Annotated in this window: 15 protein-coding genes; 13 read left to right on the plus strand and 2 right to left on the minus strand. The window is 73.0% G+C overall.

Annotated features, from left to right (window positions below):
• Window positions 1–101: 101 nt before the first annotated feature.
• Genes Dfulv_RS18320 through Dfulv_RS18330 form a run of 3 tightly spaced genes read left to right on the plus strand, consistent with a single transcriptional unit; the run spans window position 102 to window position 4,488 of the window.
• On the plus strand, window positions 102–2,321 hold the full coding sequence (locus Dfulv_RS18320) for a glycoside hydrolase family 9 protein (protein ID WP_259864992.1): 2,220 nt from the start codon (window positions 102–104) through the stop codon (window positions 2,319–2,321).
• A complete protein-coding gene (locus tag Dfulv_RS18325; protein WP_259864993.1) occupies window positions 2,318–3,121 on the plus strand; it encodes an FkbM family methyltransferase in 804 nt (267 codons plus the stop codon). Before Dfulv_RS18320 ends, Dfulv_RS18325 begins: the two co-directional genes overlap by 4 nt.
• Window positions 3,118–4,488 carry a serine hydroxymethyltransferase gene (locus Dfulv_RS18330; RefSeq protein WP_259864996.1) on the plus strand — a complete coding sequence of 457 codons (1,371 nt, stop codon included), beginning with the start codon at window positions 3,118–3,120 and terminating at the stop codon, window positions 4,486–4,488. Before Dfulv_RS18325 ends, Dfulv_RS18330 begins: the two co-directional genes overlap by 4 nt.
• On the opposite strand, the gene Dfulv_RS18335 is transcribed toward Dfulv_RS18330, so the two are convergent.
• Window positions 4,479–5,399 (minus strand): SDR family oxidoreductase, encoded by a 921-nt coding sequence (locus Dfulv_RS18335; protein ID WP_259864998.1) that lies wholly within the window; start codon window positions 5,397–5,399, stop codon window positions 4,479–4,481. The two genes, Dfulv_RS18330 and Dfulv_RS18335, sit on opposite strands and share 10 nt — an antisense overlap.
• A 155-nt stretch (window positions 5,400–5,554) precedes the next feature.
• Between Dfulv_RS18335 and Dfulv_RS18340 the strand changes: the two genes are divergently transcribed.
• The 6 genes from Dfulv_RS18340 to Dfulv_RS18365 all read left to right on the plus strand — a co-directional run bounded on the left by Dfulv_RS18340 (window position 5,555) and on the right by Dfulv_RS18365 (window position 11,547).
• Window positions 5,555–6,766: an FAD-dependent oxidoreductase gene (locus tag Dfulv_RS18340; protein ID WP_259865001.1), complete on the plus strand. Its 1,212-nt coding sequence runs from the start codon at window positions 5,555–5,557 to the stop codon at window positions 6,764–6,766.
• A 261-nt stretch (window positions 6,767–7,027) separates the two neighbouring features.
• A complete protein-coding gene (locus tag Dfulv_RS18345) occupies window positions 7,028–8,920 on the plus strand; it encodes an AfsR/SARP family transcriptional regulator (RefSeq protein WP_259865005.1) in 1,893 nt (630 codons plus the stop codon).
• 60 nt (window positions 8,921–8,980) lie between these two features.
• Window positions 8,981–9,691, plus strand: coding sequence for an SDR family NAD(P)-dependent oxidoreductase (locus tag Dfulv_RS18350; protein WP_259865007.1), 711 nt, complete (start codon window positions 8,981–8,983; stop codon window positions 9,689–9,691).
• Complete coding sequence (locus Dfulv_RS18355) at window positions 9,691–10,071, plus strand: SchA/CurD-like domain-containing protein (protein WP_259865009.1); 381 nt, start codon at window positions 9,691–9,693, stop codon at window positions 10,069–10,071. The genes Dfulv_RS18350 and Dfulv_RS18355 overlap by 1 nt, the downstream gene beginning before the upstream one ends.
• A gap of 31 nt (window positions 10,072–10,102) precedes the next feature.
• Window positions 10,103–10,558, plus strand: coding sequence for an anthrone oxygenase family protein (locus Dfulv_RS18360; RefSeq protein WP_259865018.1), 456 nt, complete (start codon window positions 10,103–10,105; stop codon window positions 10,556–10,558).
• Between the two features lie 29 nt (window positions 10,559–10,587).
• Window positions 10,588–11,547, plus strand: coding sequence for a hypothetical protein (locus Dfulv_RS18365; RefSeq protein ID WP_259865019.1), 960 nt, complete (start codon window positions 10,588–10,590; stop codon window positions 11,545–11,547).
• A 76-nt stretch (window positions 11,548–11,623) separates the two neighbouring features.
• On the opposite strand, the gene Dfulv_RS18370 is transcribed toward Dfulv_RS18365, so the two are convergent.
• The gene (locus Dfulv_RS18370; protein ID WP_259865021.1) at window positions 11,624–13,042 is read right to left on the minus strand and encodes a multicopper oxidase family protein; all 1,419 of its coding nucleotides are present in this window, start codon (window positions 13,040–13,042) and stop codon (window positions 11,624–11,626) included.
• Window positions 13,043–13,294: 252 nt separating this feature from the next.
• On the opposite strand from Dfulv_RS18370, the gene Dfulv_RS18375 reads away from it, so the two are divergent.
• From Dfulv_RS18375 to Dfulv_RS18390, 4 genes are all read left to right on the plus strand, one after another.
• Complete coding sequence (locus tag Dfulv_RS18375; RefSeq protein ID WP_259865026.1) at window positions 13,295–14,077, plus strand: hypothetical protein; 783 nt, start codon at window positions 13,295–13,297, stop codon at window positions 14,075–14,077.
• A gap of 62 nt (window positions 14,078–14,139) precedes the next feature.
• Complete coding sequence (locus Dfulv_RS18380; RefSeq protein ID WP_259865028.1) at window positions 14,140–14,505, plus strand: TcmI family type II polyketide cyclase; 366 nt, start codon at window positions 14,140–14,142, stop codon at window positions 14,503–14,505.
• Window positions 14,505–14,930 carry a cupin domain-containing protein gene (locus Dfulv_RS18385; protein ID WP_259867742.1) on the plus strand — a complete coding sequence of 142 codons (426 nt, stop codon included), beginning with the start codon at window positions 14,505–14,507 and terminating at the stop codon, window positions 14,928–14,930. The genes Dfulv_RS18380 and Dfulv_RS18385 overlap by 1 nt, the downstream gene beginning before the upstream one ends.
• Complete coding sequence (locus tag Dfulv_RS18390; RefSeq protein ID WP_319805803.1) at window positions 14,930–16,192, plus strand: beta-ketoacyl-[acyl-carrier-protein] synthase family protein; 1,263 nt, start codon at window positions 14,930–14,932, stop codon at window positions 16,190–16,192. The genes Dfulv_RS18385 and Dfulv_RS18390 overlap by 1 nt, the downstream gene beginning before the upstream one ends.
• Window positions 16,193–16,218: the final 26 nt, after the last annotated feature.

The raw sequence follows: 16,218 nt of genomic DNA on the forward strand, positions 1-16,218 counted from the left end.
GCGCACCGCCGCGGCCAGTGCCGCGCTGGTGCGGGGTTCGACCCCGCGTCGAGTCCCCGCCGCCACGATGAGGCCATCCGTGGCAAGGGGATGGAGGACGCATGCATCGACGACGGCGCGTCACGCTCGGCGTGGTCGCGGCGGTCCTGCTGGCCCCGGCCTGGCCGGCGCCGGCCCAGGGGTCCGGCACGGCGGAGGGGTCCGGCCGGAACCTGGTGGTCAACGGGTCCTTCGACGCTGGCACACAGGGGTGGGGCTGGTCGCCGACCGCCCCGGCGTTCGTCGCGGGTGGTGAGCTGTGCGCGGACGTCACCGGCGGCCCGCTCAACCCGTGGGACGCCACGATCAGCCAGGAAGGGCTGCCGCTGACGGGCGGGCGGACGTACACGCTGGCCTTCACCGCCCGGGCGGACCGGCCGGTGACCGTGCTGACCAAGGTGATGACGGTGACCGCGGCGCCGCCGTACCCGAACCAGCTCGTGCAGACCTCGTTCGTCGACCGCGCCACCCGCCGGTACAGCTACGTGTTCACGGCCGACGCCGACAGCACGGCCGCGGCGGTCTCGCTGCAGATCGGCGGTCAGCCCGAGGGGTGGCGGTTCTGCCTCGACGACGTCTCGCTGCGGGCCGGCGGGCAGCCGGCGACACCGCCGCGGAGCGGGCCGCGGATCCACGTCGCCCAGACCGGCTATCCGGCCGGCGGCGCGAAGCACGCGACACTCGTCTCCGGTCGCGGCGCACCGCTGGCATGGACCCTGCGGAGCGCCGACGGCGCCACCGTGGCCGCCGGCAGCACCGTGCCGCGTGGCACCGACGCCACCGGCCGACGTGTCCACGACATCGACCTCTCCGCGGTCGCCGTCACCGGTCGCGGCCTGACCCTGGTCGCGGACGGCGAACGCAGCCTTCCGTTCGACATCGGCACCGAGCCGTACGGGCGGCTGCGCGCCGACGCGCTGTCCCTGCTGGGCCTGCAACGCAGCGGCACGCCGATCCGAGCCGACGTGGCCGGGCCGCGCTACGCACGCCCGGCCGGGCACGCCGGCGTCGCGCCGAACACCGGCGACGCCACCGTCACCTGCGCGCAGGACTGCCCGGCGGGCGATCTCAGCGGCGGCTGGTACGACGGACCGGACCACGGTAAGTACGTCGTCACCGGCGCCGCGGCCGTCACCGCCCTGCTGAGCCTGCACGAACGCGGCGACCTCGCCCCCGGCGTGCTGGACGAGGCCCGCTGGGAACTGGACTTCCTGCTGCGGATGCAGCTACCGCCCGGCACGGCGTCGGCCGGCATGGTCGCGCACATGATCCATGACGAGAATCCGGTTCCGGTGCTCAACCCGCCGGACCGGGATCCGCAGCGGCGCATCGCCTATCCGCCCTCGACGGCGGCGACGCTGGCGCTGGCGGCGACCGGGGCGCAGTGCGCGCGGGTGTACACCGCCGATCCGGGGTTCGCGGCGCGCTGCCTCGCCGCGGCGCGCGCAGCGTGGGCGGCAGCGCTGGCGCACCCCGACGTGTACGCGTCGCCGTGGACGGGGCTCGGCGGCAGCTCGTACCCGGACATGACGCTCGCCGACGACTTCTACTGGGCGGCCACGGAGCTGTACCTCACCACCGGCGAGCGCCCCTTCCTCGACGCCGTGACCGGTTCGCCGGAGCACACCGCCGACGTGTTCACCGCCGACGGGTTCTCCTGGCAGTCGGTGTCGGCCCTGGCCAGGCTGCACCTGGCAACCGTGCCGAGCGGCCTGCCCGCCGCGGATCTGGCGCGGGTGCGGGCCTCCGTGGTCGCCGGCGCCGAGCGCTACCTCGACGCGCAGCAGCGTGACCCGTACGGCTCCCCGTACGCGCCCGCCGCCGGGTATGCGTTCGGCTCCAACGGTCAGGTGCTCAACGCACTGGTGGTGCTCGGCACCGCCTTCGACCTGACCCGGCAGCGGCGCTTCCGCGACGGCCTGCTCGGCGGTTTCGGCTACCTGCTCGGCCGCAACCCGGTCAACACGTCGTACGTCACCGGGTACGGCAGCCGCGCCGCGCGCAACCAGTTCAGCAACGTCTGGATCCACCAGCTCGATCCGCGCCGTCCGGGCGCGCCGCCCGGCACGGTCGCGGCCGGCCCCACCGCGACGCTGTTCGACTGGATGTCCGGGCAGCGCCTCGCGGGCTGCGCCGGCGCCGCCTGCTACCTCGACGACCTGCAATCCGTCTCGACGAACGTCTTCCGCATCGACTGGCAGGCCGCGGCGGCGTGGGCGGCGTCGCTCGTCGCCACCACCTGGACGCCGCCGGTCGGCACAACCAGAGGAGCGAGCCAATGACAACCAGCACGCCGCCGGCCGAGGTCGGCCTGCCCGACGGGCGGACGGTCGCCACCGCGAACCCCTGGGAGGTGGAGGTGCTCTGGCGGGAGGTGTCCGGCGACGGGATGTACACCCGAGCCGCCGCCGCACTGCCCGCGGACGCCGTGATCGTCGACGTCGGCGCCCACATCGGGCTCTCCGCGCTGTGCTTCGCCGACCGGCTGCCGGACGCGCGCATCTACGCGGTTGAGGCGGCGCCGGCCACGTTCGAGTGTCTGCGCCGGAACCTGGAGCGTTACGTGCCGGGTGCCACGGCGATCCACGCCGCCGTCGGTGACCGGGACGGCACCGCGACGTTCGAGTACTACCCGAACAGCACCTCGATGTCCACGATGTACGCCGACGAGGACGACGACCGCCGCAACGTGACCGCGGTGATGACCCACGGCGGCGTGCCGGCCCGGGAGCAGCAGGGGTTCCTGACCTCGCTGCGGGCCGGCAGCAGCCGCGTGACCGTCCCTGTCGTCCGGCTGTCCACCCTGTTGCGGCGCGCGGGGATCGACCGGGTCGACCTGCTCAAGGTCGACGTCGAGCGGGCCGAGTGGGACGTGCTGTGCGGCATCGACGCCGGGCACTGGCCACTGATCGGCGCGGTCGTGGCCGAGGTGCACGACATCGACGGGCAGCTGGACCGGGTGGTCCGGCTGCTGCGTGAGCGCGGCTACACCGTCGAGGTGGGGCAGGACCCGTCCTTCGCCGGCGGCAGCGTCCATCTGCTGCACGCCACCGCTGCGCGGGACGGGAGGGCCGCGCGATGACGGTGGTGCGCACCGACCGTCCGGCCGGGTCGACCCTCAGCCAGGGAGAACTGCTGCAGCGCGGCGCCGACCAGCTGCGCCGGGACGACCCGGTGCTCGCCGGGCTGCTCGACGACGAGGTCCGGTACCAGAACGACATGCTGCCCCTGGTCGCCTACGCGAGCATCGAGGACCCGACGGTGCTCTTCGCCGCCGGCTCGGCGCTGTCCAACGTGACCGCGGAGGGCTATCCGGGCGCGCGGTACCATCCCGGCACCCGCCAGTTCGACGCGATCGAGCGACTCGCCGTCGAGCGGGCCATGCGGGCGTTCGGCGCCCGGTACGCCAACGTCCAGCCGCACTCGTGCTCCTCGGCGAACCTGACGGTCCTGTTCACCCTGCTGGCCCCCGGCGACACCCTGCTCGGTCTGGCGCTGTCCGCGGGCGGCCACCTCACCCACGGCTCGTCGGTGTCGGTCACCGGGCGGTACCTCAACGCCGTGCACTACGGCCTCACCCCGGCCGGTTGGATCGACTACGAGCGCATGGCCGAGCTCGCCCACGAGCACCGGCCGAAGCTGATCGTCGCGGGGGCCAGCGCCTACCCGCGCATCATCGACTACGCCCGGTTCAGGGCCGTCGCGGACGCCGTGGGCGCGTGGCTGCTGGCCGACGTCTCGCACATCGCCGGCCTCGTCGCCGCCGGCGTGCACCCGAGCCCCATCGACGTCGCGCACGTGACCACCGCCAGCACGTACAAGCAGCTCGGCGGGCCGCGCGGCGGGCTGATCCTGCTCGGGCGCGACGCGGACGCGCCGAGCCCGGACGGGCGGGGCACGCTCGCCGACCTGATGCAGCGCGGTGTCTTCCCGCGGCTGCAGGGCACCCCGAACCCGGCCGGGATCGCGGCCAAGGCACGGGCGTTCGATCTGTTGGCCCGGCCCGAGTTCACGGAGACGGCGCGGGCCATCGTGGCCGGCGCCCGGCGGCTGGCCGCCGGGCTGGCCGTGCGGGGGCACCGGATCCTGACCGGCGGCACGGACAACCACATCGTGCTCGTGGACGTCCTCGCCGCGGGGATGACCGGGGCGGTGGCCGAGGCGGCGCTGCAGGAGTGCGGCGTTCTGGCCAACAAGAACCAGTTGCCCGGCGACCGCAAACCCGCCACCGTGACCAGCGGGCTGCGGCTGGGCACCAACATGCTGGCCCAGCGCCGCTTCACCGGCGCGGACGTCGACGAGTGCGCGGCGCTGGTCGCCGACGTGCTCGCGGCGGTGCGGCCCGTCGACGACCTGCGCTACGAGCTCGCGCCGCAGGTGGTGGAGCGGACGCGACGGCGGGTGGCCGAGCTGGTCCGGCGGCGTCCGGTCGCCGCCTATCAGCGCTGAGGCGTCCCGGGGCCGGTGCTCTGCGGCCGGCCCCGGAAGGCGTCGAGGTGGTCGCGCACCCAGCGGCCGAACGGCAGCGCGGGGCGTCCGAGCAACCGCGGCACGGTGTCGGTGGGCCGGACCGGATCCATGACCGTGGCCGCCTCGTAGGCCAGCAGCGCATCGGCCAGGTCCGGCGGCATGCCGCGCAGCAGCCGCTCCCGGGCCTGCGGCAGGGGCAGCGCCTCGGTGCGCAGCGCCCGGCCGAGGGCCTCGCCGAGCAGCTCGACCTGGCGGCGCTGGGTCAGTGTCCGCGGGCCGGTGACCACCGGGCGGGCGCCGTCCAGCAGCGTCGTGCACAGCGCCAGGGCGGCGACCTCGGCGACGTCGCGCTCGTGCACGGGCGCCGCGCCGGCCTGCGGGTACGGCACCCGCACCACGTCGCCGGCGCGAACCTGCGGCACCCACCACAGCGCGTTGGCGGCCAGCCCGCGCGGCCGCACGAACGACCACGACATCCCGGCCCGCACGACGGCTTGCTCGATCCGCGCGTGCCGGGCCGCGATCGCGCCGCCTGCCGCTGCCGCGCGGTCCGGCCCGGCTGTGCCGTCCGGTATGGCTGTATCGTCCGGTATGGCTGTGTCGTCGCGGACCGAGCCGGACGACAGCAGCACGACGTGACGGTCCCCGCCGCCCGCGGCCAGCAGCGCCTCCGGCGCGCCGGGCACCGGGAACAGCAACAGCCGGGTCACCCCGCGCAGCGCCGGGCGCAGCGACTCGGGGTCGGTCAGGTCGCCCCGCACCCACTCGACACCCGGGGTCGACGCGGGCGGGGGCCGGCGGGTCAGCGCCCGCGCGGGCACGCCCCGCTGCGTGAGCACGCGGAGCACGGCGGTGCCGATGGTGCCGGTCGCGCCGGTCACGAGGATCACGGCACCTCCCTGGTCGACGTCGCGGGCACACAGTGTCCGCGGCCGGTCTCAAGCCGCGGTGACGCCGGGCAAGGTGGTCCTTCCACCGCCGCTGGATCGCGCCCCCAACCGCGCGGTGTGACGTTTCGGCCGCGAGAAGTTACGGAGGGACGCGTATGAAGGCAATCATCGTCGGCGGGGGCATCGCCGGGCCGGCGACCGCCGTGGGGCTGCAGCGGGCCGGCCTGTCGCCGGTCGTCTACGACGCTCAGCCCGCGGACGTGCCGGTCGCGCAGGCGCGTGGCACGTATCTGACCGTCGCGGTCAACGGTGTGTCGGCGCTGCGGGCGCTCGGCATCGACGGCGAGGTGCTCGCCGGCGGGTTCCCGACCCGGGACATCACCTTCTTCCTCGGCGACGGCACCCCGATGAGCACCGTGTCGGTGGGCGGCGAGCGGCCCGACGGCACCGTGACGCACACGCTGAAACGCGCGGCGCTGTCGCAGAACCTGCGCCAGGTGCTCGACGAGCGCGGCATCCCGCTCGTCACCGGCCGCCGGCTGGTCGGCATACGCCAGGTCGGCGATGCCGTCACGGCTGACTTCGACGACGGCTCGGTCGTCTCCGGTGACATCCTCGTCGGAGCGGACGGCGTGCATTCCACCGTGCGTGCGCTGATCGACCCGGACAATCCGGTCGCGCGGTACTCGGGATTGTTGAATGTTGGAGGATTTACCCGCGAAGCGGCCATTCCGCTGCGGCCGGGAACATATCACATGGTGTTCGGCAAACGATCATTTTGCGGATACACGGTCAGCCCGTCCGGTGAAGTGTGGTGGTTCGCCAATCCGCGCAGCCGCCGGCATCTGAGCCACGCCGGCCTCGCCGCGGTGAGCGGCGACGAATGGCGGCGCCGGCTGTCGAGGCTGTTTGCCGTGGACGCCACGCCGGCCGCGGAGATCATCCGCGCCACGGCGGTGATCGCCGCGAGCAACGCCTATGACCTGCCGCCGGTGCCGACGTGGTGGCGCGGCCGGGTGGTCCTCGTCGGCGACGCCGCCCATGCCGCCTCCCCGGCGGCCGGGCAGGGTGCGTCGATGGCGTTCGAGGACGCGGTGACGTTGGCGAAGTGCCTGCGTGACGAGCCGGGACCGGAGGCCGCGTTCGCGCTGTTCGAGCGGGTCCGCCGCGACCGGGTGCAGCGGGTCGTCGCCCAGGGGGACCGGTCCAGCCGCTTCAAGTCGGTGCGCGGGATCGCCCGGATCGTGCGGGACCGCAAACTGCCCGCGATCCTGCGCGGGCACGCCGAGGGGGGCGCGCACTCGCTCGCCTGGATTCACCGGTACAGCGTCGACTGGGCCTCTCCGGCGACCGTGCCGGCGGACTGAGTCGACCCGATCGTGCGGTGTGCCGTGGTCGATTGCCGATGACAGATCGCGGTATCTGAAAAAAATTCAAAGTCACATTAACGGGTAACCAACAGATATACGGATCCCGATATCATGGTCGCCGGTCGATTGCTGAACGTCGTGAGAGGGGATCGTGTGTACGGGGGATCTCAGACAAACGATCATGATGGCGGGCGTTCCGACGGCGGCGAAGAAACCTGGGGCACCTACGGCGTGGCTCCGTCGCGTTCCCTGCCGTCGTTGCGGACCAATATTCTGGGCCCGTTCGAGGTGTTCCAGAACGACGACAGAGTGGTTCCCTCGGCGCCCAAGCTGCGCCAGGTCTTCGCTCTGCTCGCCGTGCACGCCAACTCGGTGGTGCGCAACGACCAGCTCATCGAGGAACTGTGGGAAGACCGGCCACCGCTGAGCGCCACCACCACCCTGCAGACATACGTCTACCAGCTGCGCAAGCTGCACCGGTTGGGCGGCAGGCCGGGTGCCGCCTCGGGCGACACCGGCGAGCCGCCGCTGCTGCGCACCTCGCCCAGCGGGTACATGCTCACGCTGGAGCCCGACGCGCTGGACGCCAACCGCTTCGCCCGGCTGTCGGACCAGGGGCGGGCGCAGGCCGACGCCGGCGAGTGGGACCGCACCGCGGAGACGCTCCGCGACGCGCTGCGGATGTGGCGGGGGCCGGCGTTCAGCGACGTCGGCGTCGGCCCGGTGCTGCACGCCACCGCCATCTGGCTGGAGGAGCTGCGCAAGAGCGTGGTCGAGCAGCGCATCACCGCGGACCTGGCGCTCGGCCGGCACCACGAGCTGATCGGCGAGCTGACCGGGCTGGTCGCGCACGAGCCGATCAACGAGGGATTCCAGGCGAAACTGATCCTGGCGCTGTACCGCTCCGGACGCCGGTCCGACGCGCTGCGGGCCTACCAGCGGGCCCGCGAGGCGCTCAGTGACGAGCTGGGGCTCGAACCCTCACCCCAGCTGCAGGCCCTGCACCGCTCGGTGCTCGCGGCCGACCCGAAGCTGGACCCGCCCCAGCAGAGCGCGATCGTGGTGACCGGGCCGCCGCCCGGCCGCAGTCCCAACCAGCTGCCGCCCGACGTGTCGAACACCATCGAGCGCAGCGCCGAGCTGACCATGGCGCAGCAGGCCGTCGCCCGCACCGCCGGGCTGGCCACTCCGGTGATCGTCGCGGTCGGCGCTCCCGGCTCCGGCAAGTCGACGTTCTGCCTGCACTTCGCGCACCGTATCCGCCGCGACTACCCGGACGGGCAGCTCTTCGCCGAGTTGACCAGGCCGGACGGCACGCCGATGTCGCCGTTCACGGTGCTGGAGAACTTCCTTCTCGCCATCGGCGGCCCCGACGCCGAGATCCCCGCGTCGATGGAGGACCGCGTCAGCACGTACCGCAAGTGGACCGACGACCGCAAGGCGCTGGTGGTGCTCGACGACGCCGTCGGCTGGGACCAGATCCGCCCGCTGCTGCCGACCGGTGAGGCGTGTGCCGCCGTCATCAGCAGCACCCGCAGGCTCGTCCACCCGTCGATCACGAAGATCGTCACGGTGCCGTCGCTGAGCCCGTCCGGGGGACTGCGGCTGCTGATGAGCGTGCTCGGGCGGCGGCGCATCGCCCGCGACACCGAGGGCGCGCGCGAGCTGGTCGACCTGTGCGACGGTCTGCCGCGCGCCCTGCGTACCAGCGCGATGGTGCTGGAGATGCGCCCGCACTGGTCCTTCGGCCGGTTGGTGAGCTGCCTGCGCGGCGAGCTGCCGCGTCCGCGCAACCTGCTGTCGGACGGCTTCGGCCTGTATCCGAGCACCTGCCGGACGCTGCGGCTGCTGCCGCCGGCCACGCAGCACGCCTTCCCGCGGCTGGCCGCCCTGCAGCAGCCGGTCTCGGCCAGCGTCGCGGCGAGCGAGCTCGGCGTCGACGAGGACCAGGCCGAGCTGATGCTCGAGGAACTGGTCGATCATCACCTGGCCGAGGTCGTCGACACGGCCGGCGGCGGCGCGTTCGACCAGTTCCGCTACCGCTTCCGCCGCCCGCTGATCGAGGTGGCCGGCATGCTCGCCCGCCGGGCGCCGCAGCATGACGACCTGGACGAGCACCAGTTCGGCCTCTCCGTCTCCATCCGGCCTTGAGCACTCCACGACCCCCGTCGACCACGATGAACGTGACCGACGGCAGGGGAGTGGGACGGCGTGGAACAGGGACTGACAGGCAAGCGGGTGCTCGTTACCGGCGCTGGCCGCGGTATCGGGCTGACGGTCGCGTCGGCGTTCGCCGCCGCCGGTGCGAGGGTGGTGACATGCCAGCGCGGCCGGCCACCGGCCGCGCTGGCGGACACCGGCGTCGTGTGCGTGCGGGCCGACGTGACACGGCGCGAGGAGGTCAACGAGCTCGCGGAGGCGTGCAAGCGGGAGCTGGGCGGGCTGGACGTCCTGGTCAACAACGTCGGCGTCGACGGCTCCGCGCCGCTGGACGAGCTCGACGACCCGGAGTGGCGGCGGCTGTTCGACCACAACGTCACCTCGGCGTTCCTGGTGACCCAGGCGCTCCTCGGCCAGCTCGCCGACGGTGCCTCGATCGTCAACATCGGCGCCGCGGCCGCACTCCGCGGACGCCCCAACGCCGTGCACTACAGCGCCTCGAAGGCCGCGCTCGTCGGTTTCACCCGGGCGTTGTCGCGTGAGCTGGGCTCGCGCGGCATCCGGGTCAACCTGGTGTCGCCCGGACCGGTCCTCGACGACGAGCACGCACCGCCGCCCCCGGTGGTGCAGCACCTCGTCCGCATGACCGCCCTCGGCCGCCTCGCGCGGGCCGAGGACATCGCCGGCCCGGTGCTCTTCCTGGCCGGCGACGCCTCCCGCTACGTGACGGGAGCGAATCTCACCATCGACGGAGGTATCTGATGCCGTACGCCGCAATCACCTACGAGGTCAAGCCCGGGCACGAGGACGAGATCGCCGACATCTTCGCCCGGTTCAAGCGCGTGGACACCCCGGTCCTGCGCGACGAGGACGGCCGGGAGGCCGGCCGGCTGCTCGGCACCGCCGTGTTCATCAAGGACACCGTGATGGTGCGGGTCATCCACTACGAGGGCGACTTCGCCGCGATCGGCCGGCACATGGGCCGCCAGGAGGGCGTCCACCTGCTGGAGCGGGAGCTCGCGCCGTTCCTGGCCGCGCGCCGGGACACCGGCAGCGCCGAAGGTTTCCAGCAGTACTTCCGCAACGCGGCGATGCGTTGCATCTCGCAGCTCAGCGCCGACACCCATCCCACCTCGGCATGAGCGTCGCCCGCCACGCGACGGGGGCGGGCCGATGAGTGCCGACGTGCTCGCCGTCGCGGTGCTGCTCGGCAGCGGTGTCACGGCCGGCGTGCTGTTCGCGGTGGCGCTCAGCGTCGTGCCGGCGCTGGCCGAGATGCCCGCCGACCGGTACGTCTACACGCATCAGATGCTCGGCCGCAACTGGGACCCGACCATGCCCGTCATCGTGCTCGGATCGGCGGTGCTGGATCTCGTCCTCGCCGCTACCGCCGACTCGACGCCCCGCACCGTGCTCGGGCTGACCGGCGCTGTCCTGCTGCTGCTCGTCTCGGCGGTCTCGCACCTGTGCAACGTGCCGCTCAACCGGTCGGTGAAGAGCCTGACCCCGAGCCGTCTGCCGGCCGACTGGACCGACCCGCGGCCGGCGTGGCGGCGCTGGCACCTGCTGCGCACCGTGCTCGCCCTCGCCGCTCTCGCGGTGAACGCGACCGGCGTCGCCGTGGGCTGACCCGGCCGCCCGACATCGAGGAGTTGCCAGTGCCTGCCATCGATCCCATCACCGATTCCGTCACCGATCCCATCACCGGTACCACCGGAACCGCCCGGCGCCGGACGCTCATCGCCGCGGCCGGCGCCGCGCTCGCCGCGCCGCTGGTCCGCGGGCCCGGTCCCGCGGCGGCGGCCGTGCCGTGGCAACCCGCCCGGCACCCGGCGCGTGTCCGCGTCGACGTCCGCGACGACCGGGTGGTGCTCACGCCCGCGCGGGTGCCCGGCGGCCTCGTCGAGCTGGAGGTGACGACGACCGTCGCGGCCGGAGCCTCGGCCGGGTTGCTGCGCCTGCACGACGGCGTCGACGTGGACGCGTACCTGCGCAACTACGCCGATGCCTACTCGCCGGACCCGGAGGTGAGCCACCGCGCGATTCTGCTCAACGACCGTCAGGCCGACTACCTGGGCGGTGCCACGGTCACCGCCGTGACGCCGGTACGGACCGGCGCCTATCTGGCGCCCGGACGGTACCGCGTCTTCAACTACCCCTCCATCCGCACTCCCTACGCGGCTGCCAGCATGGCGACGCTCGACGTGACCTCGGACCGGCCGGTGCCGGCCCCGGCGGCGGCGGCGCGGGTCGTGATGCACGGCCGCGGGCCGTCCTCCGGGTACCTGGCACCGGACCGGCTCCCGGCCCGCGGCCGGTGGCGGGTGACGAACCTTACCGCGCAGCTCAACGAGCTCACGCTGCTGCCGCTGGGGCCCGGCGTCACGGCGGTCGACGTGGCCGCGTTCTTCGCGGCGCTGCGCGACGGCAGGACCCCGCCGGACGGCGTCGTGACCGGCCAGCCGCGCGGGCTCGCGCCGCTGTCGCCCGGGCGGTGCGGGGATCTCGTGGCCGACCTGCCCGCAGGCCGGTACGCGCTGGCGAGCTTCATGTACGACCGCGGCACCTGGGTGAAGGGCGCGCTGCAGGGCTTCTGGAAGCTGGTCACGCTGTACTGACCCACCCGTGACGCGACACGGCGGCGCCGCCGGGCCCACGGCATCGTGCTGGCCCGGCGGCGCGGCGACCGGCGGCTCAGGGCTCGATCTGCAACTGCCCCATCATGGCGTGCGCGGAGTGCTCCAGCATGTGGCAGTGGAACACGTATCGCCCGGTGTACGTGCTGAACCGGACCTTGATACGGACGGTCTCCCCGGGGTGCACGGTGAGGGTGTCCTTGCGGCCCCGCTCGGCGGCCGGCGGCGCGACACCGTTGCGGTCGAGAATCCGGAACTGCTCGAGGTGCGTGTGGAAGGTGTGCGGGATCGGGATGCGTGTGTCGGAGTTGGTGATCTCCCAGATCTCCGGCACACCGAGCCGCGGCCGGGCGTCCACCCGGTCCGGGTCGAACACCGCGCCGTTGATGAGGTACCGACCGGTGGCCAGATCGAAGCTCAGCGCGAACGTCCGCGTGGTGGCCGCCGGGCCGAGGTCCTCCAGCGGCACGAGGCGCTCCGGGACCCGGCTGTCGTCCCGCGCCTCGCGCACGACGTCGAAGCGCAGCACGTCGCGTGTCTCACCGCCGAACAGCGCCGTGTTGTCGAGGTACACGCGGCTGCCGACCGGGTACCGGGAGAAGTCGATGACCACGTCGGCGCGCTCCGCCGACCACACCGACACCGCGCCGGTGCGGACCGGCTCGGGCAGCAGGCCGCCGTCGGTGCCGATCTGGATCATCTCCGAGCCGTCGCGCAGCTTCAGCACGTATGCGTGACCGCTGGAGACGTTGGCGATGCGGAACCGGTACCGCCGTGCCGCCACCGGAAGGTACGGCGTGGGCCGGCCGTTGACCAGCGTGGTGCCGTGGTCCGGGCCCTGCACATCCGTCGCGTCGTAGATCAGTGTGCCGTCCTCGGCGAGGTTGGCGCCGCGCAGCAGCAGCGGCAGCTCGTACTCGCCGCGCGGCAGGCCCAGCCGCTCCTCCTCCGGGTCGGTGAGCAGGTACAGCCCGGCCAGCCCGCGGTAGACGTTCTCCGCCTCGAGATGGTGTGCGTGGTCGTGGTACCACAGCGCCGCGGCGCGCTGCCGGTTCGGATACACGTAGGTGCGCGAGTCGCCCGGGGCGATGACGTCCATCGGGTGGCCGTCGTGCTGCGGCTCGACGTGGCCGCCGTGCAGGTGGACCGCGGCCGGCACGTCGAGCTTGTTGGTCTGGCGGACGATGACCGTCTCGCCGCGGCGGGCCCGGATGGTCGGCCCGGGGAACGAACCGTCGAAGGTGCGCACAGTGGTGTGGCGCCCGGGCAGGATCTCCACCGGCGCCTCCCGCATCGTGAGGTGGTAGATCGCACAGCCGGGCAGCCGTGCGGCGGGGCGCAGCACCGGCGGCACCGGCATCCGGACCGAGAAGGGCTCTGCGGGTGCCGCCGCGCGGCTGGTCGCGCGCAGCAGCGGCGTGGAAGCGAAACCGGCGGTGAGGACGCCCGCGGCCAGTACCTGCCGTCTGTTCAACATGGGAACTCTTTCAGGATTCGTCAGCGCTCGCCCGGTGCGAGTCGCCGACGCAGATTCGCTCCGGTCGCTCGGGTGCGGCTCGACGGGCACTGAAGCGGCACCGCCGGCATCGGCGCGTCCCGGCAGAATGGTACGTCCGCGCATTGTGCCGGAATGATCGTGACGCGGGGAAATGCGCCATTGTCGGCAGATATCAGAGTCAATACCGTTGTGTTATATGTGTTATCGTCCCGACAAGGGGGTGCCGCCGACATGACCGTGTGGTTCCAGGTGCCGCTCACCGATCCGCAATGCAGGTCACGGAATTTCGTCGGCGCTGATCTCGTCGCGCTCAGCCGGCAGTCGGAAGCATTCGCCGTTCCGCAGACGCTGGTGATCAGCGCCGAGATGGCCGGCTGGACCGTCTCGGCACTGTCGGGCTCGACCGGCGCCTACGCCGACCTGAGCCTGGCCATCGCCGGCGCGGTGTCGATGCGGGCCTGGCTGCTGCGTCCCGGCGCCGACGACCTGCCCGTGGAACCGAGCCTGCACAACCTGGACCCCGCCGCGGTCCCGGACGGCCTGCTGGAACTGGTCTCGTATGCCGCCCGCCTGCGCTCCTGGCGGCACCACGACCGCCTCGTGATCGCGTTGCAGAAGACCGTCCCGGCCGACCAGACCGTGCGCATCCGGGTGGTCCGCGACGATCCGCTGATCCGCCTGGCCGCCTGCCTGGGCCTGGCCGAGGAGCTCGACGATCCGGTGCACTTCGACGCGTTCGAGGTGCGCCGGGACGTGTGGCGGCTCGACCGGGTCGTGGTCGTCGACAAGCCCACCTCCACCACCTGCACACCGGCCGGCATGCTCACCGTGGCGGTGCAGGACGAGCGCCGCTACACCGAGGTGCTCAGCGAGGAGACCGTCCTGCGGCTGGCGGCCGACGCCGAGGCGGCGGCCCGCCGCGCCGGCGCCGACCTCGACCTCGAGCTGGTCCTGTTCGACGGTCAGGCGTTCCTGCTGTCCTGCCGGGAGGCCGGCCCGCCGGGCCGTTGGTAGCCCGGTCGAGCCCGGCTCGTCATCGCTTCGACCGCGTATCAAGCACCTTTTGGAACCGTCATGTGCACAGCGACGACGCTTCCAGGAGGTATGCGGTGCATCGCACTCTCATCGTGGCCAGGATGGACCCGAACAACGCCGACGCGGTCGCCGATGTGTTCGCCGAGTCCGACCGCACGGAACTGCCCGCGAGAATCGGCGTCACCCGGCGGACCCTGTTTCGGTTCCATGATCTCTATTTCCATCTGGTCGAGGCCGACCACGACATTTCACCGAATCTCTACCGGGCCCGCGGCAGCGACGAGTACCAGGACGTGAACCGCAAGCTCGGTGCGTACATCTCGCCGTACGACCCGAACTGGAAAGAGCCGAAGGATGCGATGGCGCAGCCCTTCTACGTGTGGACGCCGGAATCGGGGCGGTCCTGATGGCGGGCGGACCGGTCGGCCGGGTGGCCGCGGCGGCCGTGGCGGCCAACACCCGCCGCGGCGGTGACCTGCGGGTCACCCTCAGCCCGCGCACGGTCGGCTCGACGTCCGGGTTCGGCGGGGTGCTCGCCCTGGGACCGGGCGAGTACGTCACCGAGCACTACCACCCGTACTCGGAGGAGTTCCTGCACGTCGTCGCCGGCGAGCTGGAGATGGCCCTGGACGGCGAGCCGGTGGCGCTGACCGCCGGTGACAGCCTGTTCGTGCCGATCGGCGTGCGGCACCGCCTGCGCAACGCCGGCGGTACCGAGGCGCGTGTGGTGTTCCACCTCTCGCCCTTGGCACCCCGGCCCGAACTCGGCCACGTCGACACCGAGACCCCGCTCGACGCGGCGGTGCCGAACCCCGCGGTCGGCGGTGCGTGATGGACGGCTCGCAGCGCCGTGCCGTGATCACCGGCGTGGGCGTGATCGCGCCGGGCGGCATCGGCCGGGACGCCTTCTGGGAGCTGCTGTGTGCGGGGCGTACCGCCACCCGCACCATCAGCTTCTTCGACCCGGCGGGGTTCCGTTCGCGGGTGGCGGCCGAGTGCGACTTCGACCCGCTCGCGCACGGGCTGACGCCGCGCGAGGTGCGGCGCATGGACCGGGCCGCGCAGTTCGCGGTCGTGGCCACGCGGGAGGCCGTGGCCGACAGCGGCGTCGACGTGGAGCGTCTGGCGGCCGAACGGTTGGCGGTGTCGTTCGGCAGCGCGGTCGGATGCACCACCGGTCTCGAGGAGGAGTACGCGGTGCTGTCCGACAGCGGCCGCCAGTGGCTCGTCGACCAGTCCTACGGCGTGCCGCACCTCTACGGCTACATGGTGCCCAGCACCCTCGCCGCCGAGGTCGCGGACACCGTCGGCGCGGAGGGCCCGGTGTCGCTGACCTCGACCGGCTGCACCTCGGGCCTCGACGCGGTCGGCCGCGGCGCGGCGCTGATCGCCGAGGGCTCCGCCGACGTGGTCGTGGCCGGCGCCACCGACGCGCCGATCTCCCCGATCACGTCCGCCTGCTTCGACGCCATCAAGGCGACCACGGCGAACAACGGCGACCCGGAGCACGCCTCGCGGCCGTTCGACGCCAAGCGCGACGGGTTCGTGCTCGGCGAGGGCGCCGCGGCCCTGGTACTGGAGGAGGAGCAGGCGGCACGGCGGCGCGGCGCGCGCATCTACGCCGAGGTCGCCGGCTTCGCCTCGCGCAGCAACGCCTTCCACATGACCGGCCTCAAACCCGACGGCCGGGAGATGGCCGAGGCGATCCGCCAGGCACTGGACCGCGCGCGTCTCGACCCGGACGCGGTGGACTACGTCAACGCGCACGGCTCGGGCACCAAGCAGAACGACCGCCACGAGACGGCGGCGTTCAAGCGCAGCCTCGGCGACCGCGCGTACCGCGTGCCGGTCAGCTCCATCAAGTCCATGGTCGGACACTCGCTCGGCGCGATCGGCTCGATCGAGGTGGCGGCGTGCGCGCTGGCGCTGGCGCACCAGGTCGTGCCGCCGACGGCGAACCTGCACCACCGCGACGCCGAGTGCGACCTGGACTACGTGCCGCTGACCGCGCGGGAGCACCGCATGCGCACCGTGCTCAGCGTCGGCAGCGGGTTCGGCGGATTCCAGAGCGCCATGCTGCTGGTCCGGCGATGAACACACGACCGGACGCGACCCACCGA

The organism is Dactylosporangium fulvum, from assembly GCF_025137375.1.
Classification (GTDB): Bacteria; Actinomycetota; Actinomycetes; order Mycobacteriales; family Micromonosporaceae; genus Dactylosporangium; species Dactylosporangium fulvum.

Bases quoted from the DNA above. Each gene is read 5' to 3' on its own strand.
- Dfulv_RS18320 (WP_259864992.1), top strand. From the start codon at position 102: ATGCATCGACGACGGCGCGTCACGCTCGGCGTGGTCGCGGCGGTCCTG.
- Dfulv_RS18325 (WP_259864993.1), top strand. From the start codon at position 2,318: ATGACAACCAGCACGCCGCCGGCCGAGGTCGGCCTGCCCGACGGGCGG.
- Dfulv_RS18330 (WP_259864996.1), top strand. From the start codon at position 3,118: ATGACGGTGGTGCGCACCGACCGTCCGGCCGGGTCGACCCTCAGCCAG.
- Dfulv_RS18340 (WP_259865001.1), top strand. From the start codon at position 5,555: ATGAAGGCAATCATCGTCGGCGGGGGCATCGCCGGGCCGGCGACCGCC.
- Dfulv_RS18355 (WP_259865009.1), top strand. From the start codon at position 9,691: ATGCCGTACGCCGCAATCACCTACGAGGTCAAGCCCGGGCACGAGGAC.
- Dfulv_RS18360 (WP_259865018.1), top strand. From the start codon at position 10,103: ATGAGTGCCGACGTGCTCGCCGTCGCGGTGCTGCTCGGCAGCGGTGTC.
- Dfulv_RS18370 (WP_259865021.1), bottom strand. From the start codon at position 13,042: ATGTTGAACAGACGGCAGGTACTGGCCGCGGGCGTCCTCACCGCCGGT.
- Dfulv_RS18375 (WP_259865026.1), top strand. From the start codon at position 13,295: ATGACCGTGTGGTTCCAGGTGCCGCTCACCGATCCGCAATGCAGGTCA.
- Dfulv_RS18385 (WP_259867742.1), top strand. From the start codon at position 14,505: ATGGCGGGCGGACCGGTCGGCCGGGTGGCCGCGGCGGCCGTGGCGGCC.
- Dfulv_RS18390 (WP_319805803.1), top strand. From the start codon at position 14,930: ATGGACGGCTCGCAGCGCCGTGCCGTGATCACCGGCGTGGGCGTGATC.